The 13,091-nt window shown below is 56.4% G+C and carries 7 protein-coding genes, 3 tRNA genes and 2 rRNA genes; all 12 read right to left on the bottom strand.

The genetic code is table 11. The features are described 5' to 3' along the window. Positions 1–2,610, bottom strand: a 23S ribosomal RNA gene (locus VGK48_09480); the annotation flags it as partial. A gap of 127 nt (positions 2,611–2,737) precedes the next feature. Beyond that, a tRNA-Ala gene (locus VGK48_09475) sits at positions 2,738–2,810 on the bottom strand. A gap of 24 nt (positions 2,811–2,834) precedes the next feature. After that, positions 2,835–2,908 (bottom strand) — tRNA-Ile (locus VGK48_09470). Between the two features lie 132 nt (positions 2,909–3,040). After that, positions 3,041–4,570 (bottom strand): 16S ribosomal RNA (locus VGK48_09465). Between the two features lie 416 nt (positions 4,571–4,986). Beyond that, positions 4,987–6,333, bottom strand: coding sequence for a phosphoglucosamine mutase (gene glmM, locus VGK48_09460; GenBank protein ID HEY2381393.1), 1,347 nt, complete (start codon positions 6,331–6,333; stop codon positions 4,987–4,989). Between the two features lie 90 nt (positions 6,334–6,423). Further along, positions 6,424–7,086: a CdaR family protein gene (locus tag VGK48_09455; GenBank protein ID HEY2381392.1), complete on the bottom strand. Its 663-nt coding sequence runs from the start codon at positions 7,084–7,086 to the stop codon at positions 6,424–6,426. A gap of 22 nt (positions 7,087–7,108) precedes the next feature. Next, complete coding sequence (cdaA, locus tag VGK48_09450; GenBank protein ID HEY2381391.1) at positions 7,109–7,927, bottom strand: diadenylate cyclase CdaA; 819 nt, start codon at positions 7,925–7,927, stop codon at positions 7,109–7,111. Between the two features lie 128 nt (positions 7,928–8,055). Beyond that, positions 8,056–8,901 (bottom strand): dihydropteroate synthase, encoded by an 846-nt coding sequence (folP, locus tag VGK48_09445; protein HEY2381390.1) that lies wholly within the window; start codon positions 8,899–8,901, stop codon positions 8,056–8,058. Positions 8,902–8,986: 85 nt separating this feature from the next. Continuing rightward, a complete protein-coding gene (gene ftsH, locus VGK48_09440; GenBank protein ID HEY2381389.1) occupies positions 8,987–10,900 on the bottom strand; it encodes an ATP-dependent zinc metalloprotease FtsH in 1,914 nt (637 codons plus the stop codon). Positions 10,901–10,996: 96 nt separating this feature from the next. Then, entirely contained in the window at positions 10,997–12,349 is a 1,353-nt protein-coding gene (gene tilS, locus VGK48_09435) for a tRNA lysidine(34) synthetase TilS (GenBank protein HEY2381388.1), read from the bottom strand. 10 nt (positions 12,350–12,359) lie between these two features. After that, positions 12,360–12,433 (bottom strand) — tRNA-Met (locus VGK48_09430). 118 nt (positions 12,434–12,551) lie between these two features. After that, positions 12,552–13,091 (bottom strand): RNB domain-containing ribonuclease (locus VGK48_09425; GenBank protein ID HEY2381387.1); only part of this gene is annotated, 540 nt, incomplete at its 5' end.

Here is a 13,091-nt window from a genome sequence, read left to right as displayed (position 1 = left end):
GGATGCGATGAGCCGACATCGAGGTGCCAAACCCAGGCGTCGATGTGAACTCTTGGCCCGGATCAGCCTGTTATCCCCGGCGTACCTTTTATCCGTTGAGCGATGGCCCTTCCATACAGAACCACCGGATCACTAAGTCCTGGTTTCCCACCTGCTCGACTTGTTGGTCTCGCAGTCAAGCTACCTTATGCCTTTACACTCGGCGGCTGATTTCCAAACAGCCTGAGGTAACCTTTGAGCGCCTCCGTTACAATTTAGGAGGCGACCGCCCCAGTCAAACTACCCGCCTAGCAATGTCCCTGTCCCCGATAAGGGGACTAAGTTAGATTCACAGAACAACAAGTGTGGTATCTCACCGGTGGCTCCCCACAATCCGAGAATCATGGTTCAAAGCCTCCCACATATGCTGCGCATGCAGTCCCATAAATCATTGCTAGGGTATAGTAAAGGTGCACGGGGTCTTTCCGTCTAAGTGCGGGCATCCGGCATCTTCACCGGAACTACAAATTCGCTGAGTCACACGTTAAGACAGTCGAAGGATCGTTACACCATTCGTGCAGGTCGGAACTTACCCGACAAGGAATTTCGCTACCTTAGGACCGTTATAGTTACGGCCGCCGTTCACCGGGGCTTCAGTTCACAGCTTTGCCGGATTGCTCCAGCTAACCGCTCCCTTTAACCTTCCGGCACCGGGCAGGTGTCAGCCCCTATACGTCGTTTTCGACTTAGCAGAGACCTGTGTTTTTGTTAAACAGTCGCCCTTCGCATTTCACTGCAACCCCTTCGCGCTTGGGGAATAAATCCTTTCACGCTAACGGGGCACTCCTTCTCCCGAAGTTACGGAGTTAATTTGCCGAGTTCCTGAACGTGTGTTCTCTCAAGCGCCTTTGGACATTTAATCCTCGTCTACCTGTGTCGGTTTGCGGTACGGTCACCTTGGATTCTCCTTAGAGGTTTTTCTCGGCAGCGTGGTATCGTTCACTTGCGAGTCTTACGACTCCGGACTCCCGTTTCAGCGTTGAATGCCCGCGCGGATTTGCCTACGCGAACCGCCTACCCGGTTCCACCTTCCATAGCCATAGGATTTGGCTGAACTAACCTTCTGCGTCACCCCATCGTGATAACGAATCCACGGTGGTACAGGAATGTTGGCCTGTTTCCCATCGTCTACGCCTTTCGACCTCAACTTAGGGACCGACTAACCCTGAGCGGATTAACCTTGCTCAGGAAACCTTAGACTTTCGGCGGGGAGGGTTCTCACCTCCCTTATCGCTACTTATGCCGGCAGGGTCTCTTCTGTACGCTCCATCAGTCTTTTCAGTCTGACTTCGCAGCTGAACAGAATGCTCTCCTACCAAATGGTAGATTGCTCTACCAGATCCGCAGCTTCGGCACGATCCTTGAGCCCCGTTGAATTATCGGTGCAAAGACGCTTGACCAGTGAGCTGTTACGCTTTCTTTAAAGGATGGCTGCTTCTAAGCCAACCTCCTGGCTGTCTCGGCATCTTCACGTCCTTTACCACTTAGGATCGATTTTGGGGCCTTAGCTGGCGGTCTGGGCTGTTTCCCTCTCGACAATGAGGCTTAGCCCCCACTGTCTGACTGCCATGCATCTGTCCTCGGCATTCGGAGTTTGATTGGATTCAGTAACCTGGTAAGGCCCCTAGTCCATTCAGTGCTCTACCGCCGAGGCAGTTCACATGACGCTAGCCCTAAAGCTATTTCGGAGAGAACGGGCTATCACGGAATTTGATTAGCCTTTCACCCCTACCCTCAGCTCATCCAAGCTGTTTTCAACCAACACTGGTTCGGACCTTCACCGCATGTTACTGCGGTTTCATCCTGGCCAAGGGTAGATCATCCCGCTTCGCGTCTATTGCCACTGACTGAATCGCCCTTATCAGACTCGCTTTCGCTACGGCTCCCCCAATCGGGTTAACCTTGCCAGTGACAATAACTAGCCGGCTCATTATGCAATAGGCACGCGGTCAGGCGGTCTTGCGACATCGCCCTTCCACTGCTTGTAAGCACACGGTTTCAGGTTCTTTTAACTCCCCTCGCAGGGGTTCTTTTCACCTTTCCCTCACGGTACTGGTTCACTATCGGTCGATGGAGAGTATTTAGCCTTACGACATGGTCGTCGTAGATTCCCGCAGGGTTCCACGTGTCCCGCGGTACTCAGGTGCCTGCCTCGAGCCTCACCACTTTCATATACGGGGCTATCACCCTCTATGGCCCGTCTTTCCAGACGATTCTATTAGCGGATCGGTTTGTAACTCGCCGGCTCTAAACCGGGCAGGTCCTACAACCCCGACAGATCCGAAGACCCATCGGTTTGGGCTGTTTCGCGTTCGCTCGCCGCTACTGACGAAATCACTAAATTGTTTTCTCTTCCTTCAGGTACTAAGATGGTTCACTTCCCTGAGTTCGCTTCCCGAAACCTATGAATTCAGTCTCGGAATACTGCACTTTCAGCGCAGTGGGTTCCCCCATTCGGAAATCTCCGGATCAACGCCTGTTTGCGGCTCCCCGAAGCTTATCGCAGCTTACCACGTCCTTCTTCGCCTTCCATCGCCAAGGCATCCACCGTATGCTCTTAGTAGCTTGATCATTACTTGCCTTTGGCGCTCGCTCTACGATTCGTAGAGTTTGCCCATCAATATTCAATTGTCAAAGATCCTCAAATATCCGATCGGAACTGCAAGTTCCTCCCGGATGCATTTGCGCCACGCGCAAATGGAGATGGTCGGCTTCGAACCGGCGGCCTCCGCAGTGCAAGTGCGGCGCTCTCCCAACTGAGCTACATCCCCCTACCCAACCCTTCATCTCTAACATGGGCCTGGGTAGAGTTGAACTACCGACCTCACGCTTATCAGGCGTGCGCTCTAACCACCTGAGCTACAGGCCCGATGGCGTTCGTTTGGGAGACATCCATAAAAACCTTGAGGCAGAAAACGTACAGAAGCAACACTCGAATCGTCGTCAAGAGTCACGCGAATCATTGACCCATGAACCGAAGTCCATGAGTGAACACTCTTAGAAAGGAGGTGATCCAGCCACAGGTTCTCCTACGGCTACCTTGTTACGACTTCACCCCAATCACCAGTCATACCTTGGACGGCTATCCCCTTGCGGTTAAATTACCGGCTTCTAGTACAACTGGCTTTCGTGATGTGACGGGCGGTGTGTACAAGGCCCGGGAACGTATTCACCGCTGCTTGCTGATCAGCGATTACTAGCGATTCTAGCTTCATGCAGTCGAGTTGCAGACTGCAATCCGAACTGAGAACGGTTTTTTGAGATTGGCTCCCCCTCGCGGGTTTGCGACTCATTGTGCCGCCCATTGTAGTACGTGTGTAGCCCTGGACATAAAGGCCATGAGGACTTGACGTCATCCCCACCTTCCTCCGGTTTTTCACCGGCAGTCCCTCTAGAGTGCTCACCATGACGTGTTAGCAACTAAAGGCAGGGGTTGCGCTCGTTGCGGGACTTAACCCAACATCTCACGACACGAGCTGACGACAGCCATGCAGCACCTCGACTAGTGTCCCTTGCGGGAAAAAAGACTTTCATCCCCTGTCACTAGCCGTTCGAGCCCAGGTAAGGTTCTTCGCGTTGCGTCGAATTAAACCACATACTCCACCGCTTGTGCGGGCCCCCGTCAATTCCTTTGAGTTTCAGCCTTGCGACCGTACTCCCCAGGCGGGATACTTAATGCGTTAGCTTCGGCACGACCGGATTCAATCCCGGTCACACCAAGTATCCATCGTTTAGGGCTAGGACTACCAGGGTATCTAATCCTGTTTGCTCCCCTAGCTTTCGTGCCTCAGCGTCAGACTCTGTCCAGGTAGCCGCCTTCGCCACCGGTGTTCCTCCTGATATCTACGCATTTCACCGCTACACCAGGAATTCCGCTACCCCCTCCAGAACTCTAGCTCGTCAGTATTGGATGCAGGCTCTGGGTTGAGCCCAGAGTTTTCACATCCAACTTAGCGAACCGCCTACGCACCCTTTACGCCCAGTAATTCCGAACAACGCTTGCCCCCCCCGTATTACCGCGGCTGCTGGCACGGAGTTAGCCGGGGCTTCTTCTACGGGTACCGTCAAGCCTTGCGGCTTTCTTCCCCGTCGAAAGGGTTTTACGTACCGAGATACTTCATCACCCACGCGGCGTTGCTTCGTCAGGGTTGCCCCCATTGCGAAAAATTCCCCACTGCTGCCTCCCGTAGGAGTCTGGACCGTGTCTCAGTTCCAGTGTGTCCGACCGTCCTCTCAGACCGGATACTGATCGTAGCCTTGGTGAGCCATTACCTCACCAACTAGCTAATCAGCCGCGGGCTCCTCCTAAAGCGAATTGCTCCTTTCATCACAAAATCCGCAGACTCCGTGATCTTATGCGGTATTAGCACCGGTTTCCCGGTGTTATTCCCCACTTCAGGGTAGATTACCCACGTGTTACTCACCCGTGCGCCGCTTTACTCAGGGAGTTGCCCCCCTTTTCTCGCTCGACTTGCATGTGTTAGGCACGCCGCCAGCGTTGATTCTGAGCCAGGATCAAACTCTCAAGATTTCTTGATGGTTTGATGTATTCGCGTTAACAAAAACCGAATTGACTCGAGTAATTTACTTGCTGTACGTTTTCTGTTTTTTCAAAGAACATTCGCTAACGGCGGCGCCCTTTCGGGCTCGCGCTTCGCGTCGGCTCTCAGGCCTCAAAGTCGAAGGCTGCACGCTATCGTGCTGGCGCTTCGCCGCGGCGTCAAAAAATCCGCCTCAAGTTGCTCGGCGGAATCCTTCTCTGCCTCGTGCCACAGCAACCAATCTGTCGCTCGGCACATCTCTCAATAATAGATACCAACCCCATCACTGTCAAGCACCGTTTTCATTTTGATTTCAAATCTGCAGGCTTGCTCAGGAGGTCTTCTCAAAGATTGGCGCCGGCCCCTTGCCTGTCAAGAGGCGAGAAACCCACGGCTGGCACTGGTTTCAGCCGATCTGATCGCGGATGACTTTAAGCAGTTGGTCCATGAGCGCTTCGTTTCTCTGCGCATCGTCGCTTTCAATCATCACCCGCAGCAGCGGCTCGGTCCCCGAATACCGCACGACCAGGCGGCCGCAGCCCTGCAGAACGCGAGCCACTTCGGTCATCTTTGCCTGCACCGCCGGCAGCGTCTCCAAGGGCACTCTCTGCCGCACCCTGAGATTCTTCAAAAGCTGCGGCGCTTCGATCCAGTCGCGTGTCATGTCGTCAAACGAAGCACGGTCGGCTGCAATCGCCTCCGCCACCTTCAGCGTCGTCAGAAGACCATCTCCGGACAATTTGAAATCGGGAAAAATCACATGCCCTGAAGGTTCGCCGCCGAGCGGGCTGCCGCTCCGCTGCATTTCGTCGAAAATATAGCGATCCCCCACCGCAACCCGCACCAGCGTGATGCCCTCATTCCCGAGCATTTTTTCCAGGCTGTAGTTGGTCATCAGCGTACCCACCACGATCGGGGGATTAAGCTGCCCCAGCTTCTTCAGCCGCCTCGCCATCAGAAGGAGGACGGCGTCTCCGTCGATCAGCCTTCCACCGGCCGACATGAACATCGAGCGGTCACCGTCGCCGTCAAAAGCGACGCCAAAATCCGCATTCACGGCCCGCATTGCAGTCCGAAGCGCATCCGTATGCACAGCGCCGCAGCCGTCGTTGATATTGGTCCCATTCGGCGCTGCGTGCGTCACCACGACGTCGGCCCCGAGCTTTGTCAACAGACGCGGAGCGATTTCGCTCATCGCGCCGTTCGCGCAATCCACGATGATGCGCAAGCCGCGCAGCCAGTCTGAATTGGCAAAGTGAGAAAGCAGGATCTCCTGGTACCGCTCGTTCCAGCCCGTCGAATTCGATGCGGAAATGATGCGGGCCGGCACTGTATCGACCTGCCCTCGCACATCGCCGCTTCCGGCGAAATGATCGATGCGCTGCTCGATCTGAACCTCATCGGAGTCTCTGAGTTTCGTACCGTCGGAACCAAATACCTTGATGCCGTTATCCGCGTATGGATTGTGCGAAGCGGAAATCATCAGACCGCCGGAATATCCAAGCCATTTGGTCAACAGCGCAATCGCAGGAGTTGGAATCACCCCGGCGTTCTGCAGGGTTGCCGGCGTCTGGCTGAAGCCTTTTTGAAGCAGGTCGAAAATCCAGGGGCTCGACATCCGCGTGTCCTGCCCTATCAGGACCTTCCCGCCCAGTTTCTCGCCAACCGCCCGGCCGATCGCCACAATGGCGGGCGCATTCAGCGGGAATTCGCCGGCACACGCTCGAATCCCGTCGGTCCCAAACAGCTTCATCGTTTCATCATTGCACCATTGAGGTCATTCCTGATGTTTTTTGTGCCTCTCGTGTTCTGCTATGTGCCTTTTGGCTATTCCCCGCTTTTGTCAGGGTTGCCGGCTGCGACGGATTTCGATGCGAATGCTGACCGGCGAGGGATGCTGCAGACGGATCTGCGGATCGGGCACGTCAAGATCGGCGGTTTGCTCCATCGACGTTTCCCTGCGATCCACGCGGATGCCGACGGTGGCAATGGACGACATTGTGTTTACCCGGCTCTCGGGGCCCTCAATGTCGACTGTGGCCGGGCTTACCGACACCTTCCCGACTTCGAAGCCATCCCGAGGCTGGCCGATGATCGTGGGTACTACCGGTATCGTCTTTGTAAGCGTACGCTCCAGGTTGAACCGCACACTCGAGGGATTCACGCGGATCACCTCTGCGCCGAACGGAGCCTGAACATTCTGGGGCGACAGCGGCACGATCTTCTCGCCACGGCGCATCCGGCTCAGGTCAATGGTCGTGGAAACATCTTTCGCCGTGATGTCCTTGATCAGATTCGCCGAGCCACGAAGCCGCACTTGAACGGTGTTTGTCATGTCTCCGGTAATCTCGAGCTGAGCCGGAATGTTCCGATACTCCAGCGGAACATCGAGTCCGATCTCCGATGAGGCCTGATTGGCGACAGCCATCCACAGCATCGTTGCAAGAATCAACGAGACGATCTTCAGATGCCAGTTGTGGGTGATCCAATATGTTGCTGATCGCATGGCTCCTATGCATTCGCTCCGCTTATCCGTCTATCCGATGTTCTGCCGGCTCCGGAACAACGGAGCGTTCCGCCGCCGGCCGCTTTCTCTCGAACGCGTCACGCAGGCGTTGCCGCAGCGTCTCCGGATCGAGACGTCTTTCCATCTCGCCGTCGTGCGCAAAGGAAATCGCGCCGGTTTCTTCCGACACGATCAGAGCGACGGCATCCGTCTCCTCGGTAACACCGATCGCAGCGCGGTGCCGTGTTCCCAGTTCCTTGCTGAGCCTCGGCTTCACGGTCAGCGGCAGAAAACATGCGGCCGCCGCGATCCGTCCGCTTTGGACGATGACGGCGCCATCATGCAGCGGCACCGATGGATTGAAAATCGTCACCAGCAGGTCGTATGAAAGGTCCGCGTCCAGAGCGATCCCGCTCTCGATGTAGGTCTTCAAGCCGATCTCCCGTTCAATCACGATCAGTGCGCCGGTCTGCTGCGAGGCCAGCGTCGTGACTGCGAGAATGATCTCGTCGTAAAACTCATTCCGATTGATGCTGGAGAAACCGGCAAACAGCGGCGCCTGGCCGAAACGGGCGAGCGCGCGCCGGATTTCGTGCTGGAAAATCACAATAATGGCGAAAACGAAATACGGAAGAATGTTCGTGAGCATCCAGCTCACGGCTTCGAGACGCACCCAGCGTGAAAAGTAGAAGAACGCAATGACGAACGCCACACCAAGGACCATCTGCACCGCCCGCGTCCCTTTGATGAGGACGAGGATCTGGTAAATGAGAAATGCGACGATGAAAATGTCCAGCGCTGCATTCCAGGTCAGATGCGGCATGGAGAAAGCATCAAACATTTAATTGATGGCTGCGCCCTGTCGGGCTTGCATTCGCTCCGCTCATGTATTGATGGCTGCGCCTTCTTTTGAGGCTGCGCGCTATCGCGCTTGCGCTCTGCGTCGGGCTTGCATTCGTTCCGCTCATTTCAAACCAGCAACCGGTCCGTGACCTCAGCGAGTATTCGAGTGTGGCGGACATCGTGAACCCTTACGAGATGCGCTCCGTTCATGATTGCCGCGACCACCGTGGCGGCTGTCCCCCAACTCCGAGCTTCCTCTTGCTTACTTGACGTCATCAGGCTGATAAATGACTTACGAGACGTGCCGACCAGCACCGGATACCCTATTTTACTAAATCCATTCAGGCTTTTTAAGATGGCGATGCTCTCCTCGCCCGCCTTTCCAAAGCCGACTCCCGGATCGATAACGATCGATTCCGCGGCAATGCCCGCCTGAGCGGCATCGCCGGCCGCGCGCTCGAGGCCTTCGCACACTTCAGCGGCGGGATCGGCCATGCGAGGCTGTTTGTGCAGAGTATCGCGCGTGCCGCGGCTGTGCATCAGTACAACGGCGGCCCGGGCTTCTTTCACGACGCCAGGCATCCGGTCATCAAAGCGGAATGCGCTGATGTCATTGACCACCTGAGCGCCGGCCTCCAGCGCGCGGCGCGCCACATTCGCGCGATACGTATCGACGGAAACAGGTACCGTTACGGTTTTCGCAAGGCCCTCAATCACCGGCAAAACCCTTCGTATCTCCTCCTCTTCCGCAACGGCCTCGCTTCCGGGCCTGCTGGATTCGCCACCAATATCAATGAGGTCTGCACCTTCCTGCTCGATCTCCCGGCCTCGCGCGATCGCCTTGTCGAGACCGAAGTTCTCGCCGCCATCGGAAAAGGAATCCGGCGTCACATTAAGGATCCCCATGATTGCGGTGCGTTTGCCGAGCCGGATTGTCGTTCTGGGCAGAACCCAGCAGTATTCTTCTCGCATAAAACGAAAACAGGAACACAAAAGGCACAAGAAGCACAAAATATCTTGTGCCTCTTGTGCCTCTTGTGTTCCTTCTTAGCCTCTCTCAGGCCGGAGACGGCTTCTCGTGAGGCGAGATGCTCGGCGCCGGCCGGACGACGCCTTTCGTCGGAACCGGTGTCGGCTTCTCGTTCTTCGGTTCAACCCGCGGCGGCGTGCGGCGCTCTTCGAGGGGGTGACCCGCGAGCAGCAGCTTGATGTCCGCCGCATCCAGCGATTCCCGTTCCAGCAACGCTTCGGCGATCCGGATGAGCGCATCCCGGTTTTCATTCAGGATGTTCTTTCCGCGTTCATAGCCCTGCATGATGAACTTTCGAACTTCACCGTCGATCGAGATCGCGGTCTCTTCGCTGTAGTCGCGATGTTGCGCGATTTCGCGGCCGAGGAAGATCTGCTCCTCCTGTTTGCCGAATGTGAGCGGTCCGAGTGACGACATGCCGAACTGGCAAACCATCTTGCGAGCCAACTCGGTGGCCTGCTCGATGTCATTGCCGGCTCCTGTGGTCATTGTCTCGAGGAAGAGTTCTTCCGCGAGGCGGCCGCCCATCATGATCGCAAGCTGGCCTTCGAGGTACGCCCTCGGATAGGTGTGCCGGTCGTCCACAGGCAGCTGTTGGGTGACGCCGAGCGCCATGCCGCGCGGAATGATCGTCACTTTGTGCAAGGGATCTGCGCCTTCGACCATGACCGCGACCATGGCGTGGCCGGCCTCGTGATACGCCGTGACGCGCTTTTCATGCTCGCTGATGATCATCGATTTGCGGGCGACGCCCATCAGAACCTTGTCCTTCGCCATTTCAAAGTCTTCGTGGTTCACCGACTTCTGGTTCATGCGGGCGGCATTGAGGGCCGCTTCATTCACCAGGTTTGCGAGATCGGCGCCGGAAAATCCCGGTGTGCTTCGGGCAATGACGGAGACATCGACGTCATCGGACAGCGGAATCTTCCGCACGTGAACGGCGAGGATACCTTCGCGGCCCTTGACATCGGGACGCGCCACAACGACGCGCCGGTCAAAGCGGCCCGGCCGCAGCAGCGCCGGGTCGAGCACATCCGGCCGGTTGGTGGCGGCAATCAGGATGACGCCTTCGTTCGATTCGAAGCCGTCCATTTCGACCAGCAACTGGTTCAGCGTCTGTTCGCGTTCATCGTGTCCGCCGCCCAGGCCGGCGCCGCGATGACGGCCGACCGCATCGATTTCATCGATGAAGATGATGCAGGGCGCGTTCTTCTTGCCCTGCTCGAACAGGTCGCGCACGCGCGAAGCGCCGACGCCCACGAACATCTCGACGAAATCGGAACCGCTGATGGAGAAGAACGGGACATTGGCTTCACCCGCGATCGCGCGAGCCAGAAGGGTCTTACCGGTGCCCGGAGGGCCAACCAGCAGGACGCCTTTCGGAATCCGGCCGCCCAATTTCTGGAACTTCTGGGGCTCTTTCAGAAAGTCGATGATTTCCTGCAGCTCTTCCTTGGCTTCTTCCACGCCTGCTACGTCTTTGAATGTCACCTTCTTCTGATGCGCCGTCAGCAGGCGCGCCCGGCTCTTGCCGAACGACAGCGCTTTATTGCCGCCGCTCTGCATCTGCCGCATGAAGAAGATCCAGAAGCCGATCAGGAAAAGAAACGGAGCCCACGAGATCAGTGCCGCGAACCACGGACTGTTGCCGGGTTTCTCGCCGGTGATCTTGACCTGCTTATCCCGGAGCATGTTGATCAGTTCCGGATAGTCCATGGGCATGACAGTTTTGAACTGTTCGCCCGTTTTCAGCTGCCCTTTGATGTCGGAGTCGGCGATGGTGACGTCCTTCACGTGCCCCTCATCGATTTCCGAAAGGAACTGGCTGAAGGGCCATGCCTGGGCGGTTCCGCCCGACGTGCGTTGCACTACGGAGTAGAGCAACACGGCCGTCAGCAGAATCAGGATCCAGAACAAAATCGTTTTCATTGTCGAATTCAAATAAACCCCCATGGGAAGGAATTCCAGGGACTTGCGTCCGAATTCCTTCCCTCTGCGTCACTTCACTTAGACGCCGGTATGCATAGATTGTGCCGCCTAAATTTCCGAAGCCTCAAGAGCCACTATCTTCTGGGAACGTCCACGAGGGGCAAATTCGCGGGAAACGGGAAATGAGGCTACCCAGATAATCGTCGAATCGGCGACAACCACCGGCCAGCGCATACGGTGACTTCTCGGAATCCGGGCGCGTTGAAACAGTTTCTTGAGCTTTCCAGCTGGTAATCCCACAGGTCTGTAATAATCGCCGGGTTTCCAATTTCGAATTCTAACATAGGCGCCGAGCGATTCGGCATCCACAAAAACGCGCTGGCCGGCCGTCTGGCCGGTTTCAGATTCAACAAGTTCGGCCCGAAACATCTTGCCTAACTCCGGTATATGAACGAGGCCTGGGATTTTCAACTGATACTCGTATTCGGACGCCGGAACCTGCGCCTGCCTGAAGACGAGACGGTCAAACTCCCTCAGCACCTGGAAGCCCCCGGGAATCTCGGCCATTTTGCCGCTCTTGCCCGATTCCAGCAGCAGCCGGACATTCTCAATATGCTCAAACGAAACGTTTTGCATGTCTGATCCGGCCCGCCGGAGCGCCGCGCGCACGACCCGGCGGACAAGCCCGGCAGGTCCGGAATGCAAGGCCTTGACGGGAATGACGAAGTCCTCATCCTCGTTTATTCCGTTTTTCGCAATCCAGTCATCGGTGAGCCATCGGAGCCAGGCATCTTCGGTTTCAAGGACTTCAACCGTACGGCTGAGCGTATCCACCAGGTTCGGGTTGAATGCCTCCGCTAAATTCGGAATCACCTCGTGCCGGAGATAGTTGCGCGCGAACGTCAAGTCCAGGTTCGATTCGTCGTTCCGCCAAGCCTGTTTCTTTTGCTGCAGATAAGCTTCGACAGTCTCGCGTCCAACGTCGATTAACGGCCGGATGATCCGGCCTGACATTGCCGCCATCGATACCAGCCCATCCGGCCCCGCCCCGCGAAGAAGATTAAGCAGAAATGTCTCGACGCGATCGTTTCGCGTGTGGGCAAGGGCGATTTTGCTGAAGCGGTTTTGCTCGGCAATTTCCGAAAAGAAGTCGCGCCGCGCATCCCTGCCCGCCGCCTCGAGGTTCCCGGCCATCAGCAATACCCGCCTCGAAAAGTACCGGACACTCAGGCGCTGAGCCAGTGCGGCGGTGAACCTTTCATCGGCATCCGAGTCCTCCCCGCGCAGACCATGATTCACATGTGCAATGCCGATTGAAAATCCGAGTTCCTTGAGGACCAGCGCCAGGCAAACCGAGTCGGCTCCGCCCGAAACGCCTGCCAGAATCGGCTCGCCGGGCACAACCAGTTGATGCTTCTCGATGGTTTTGCGGACGATGGCGGGAAGCTCCAAAACTTTCATATGGTGGGAATGCCGGAGGGCGGACTCGAACCGCCGACCTAAGGATTATGAGACCTTCGCTCTAACCACCTGAGCTACTCCGGCGCAAAACTCTAATCTTAGCCACAAATGGCACAAAAGAGGAGGGGAAGGAACACAAGAAGCACAAAAGGCACAAGAGAGAGGCCGAACTTTCTTGTGCTTTTTGTGTTCCTTCCCGTTTTCAGGCCGGCACGAAATAAGCACGCCGGAGCAACTTATCCACCCGGGCAACCTGAACCGGAATACGGTCGCCGATCCGATAACGTTTTTTCGTGCGCTTTCCAATCAGAGCATGGACAGCCTGGTCCAATTGGTAATAGTCATTGGGAATATCCGCCACTGGCACAAACCCCTCAATGAAGAAGTCCATCAGCTCGATTGCGAACCCGTCGCGCCATACGGCGATGATGATGGCATCGAATATTTCGCCCAGATGCTGCTCCATCAGCAGCATCTTCTTCCAGTCGAACAGCTCACGTTCCGCCTGGTCGGCCTGGCGCTCGCGTTCGCTCGATTCGCGGGCGATCGCTTCAAGTTGCGCCGGGGACAGGGCCGGTTTTACGCGGCGGCCGATCTCGCCCTTGAGAATCCGATGAACAACCAGGTCGGGATACCGCCTTATGGGAGATGTGAAGTGCGTGTAGGAATCGGACGCGAGACCGAAGTGACCGACGTTTTCCTCCGAATACCTCGCCTGCTTGAACGAACGCAGCATCAGATA

The sequence above is a fragment of the Terriglobia bacterium genome (assembly GCA_036496425.1).
Classification (GTDB): domain Bacteria; phylum Acidobacteriota; class Terriglobia; order 20CM-2-55-15; family 20CM-2-55-15; genus 20CM-2-55-15.
Note: the sequence above shows the minus strand (reverse complement) of the source record. Positions and strands in the feature narration are given on the sequence as shown.

Coding starts and splice junctions, on each gene's coding strand:
- glmM (HEY2381393.1), bottom strand. CDS start 6,333: ATGAAGCTGTTTGGGACCGACGGGATTCGAGCGTGTGCCGGCGAATTC.
- VGK48_09455 (HEY2381392.1), bottom strand. CDS start 7,086: ATGCGATCAGCAACATATTGGATCACCCACAACTGGCATCTGAAGATC.
- cdaA (HEY2381391.1), bottom strand. CDS start 7,927: ATGTTTGATGCTTTCTCCATGCCGCATCTGACCTGGAATGCAGCGCTG.
- folP (HEY2381390.1), bottom strand. CDS start 8,901: ATGCGAGAAGAATACTGCTGGGTTCTGCCCAGAACGACAATCCGGCTC.
- tilS (HEY2381388.1), bottom strand. CDS start 12,349: ATGAAAGTTTTGGAGCTTCCCGCCATCGTCCGCAAAACCATCGAGAAG.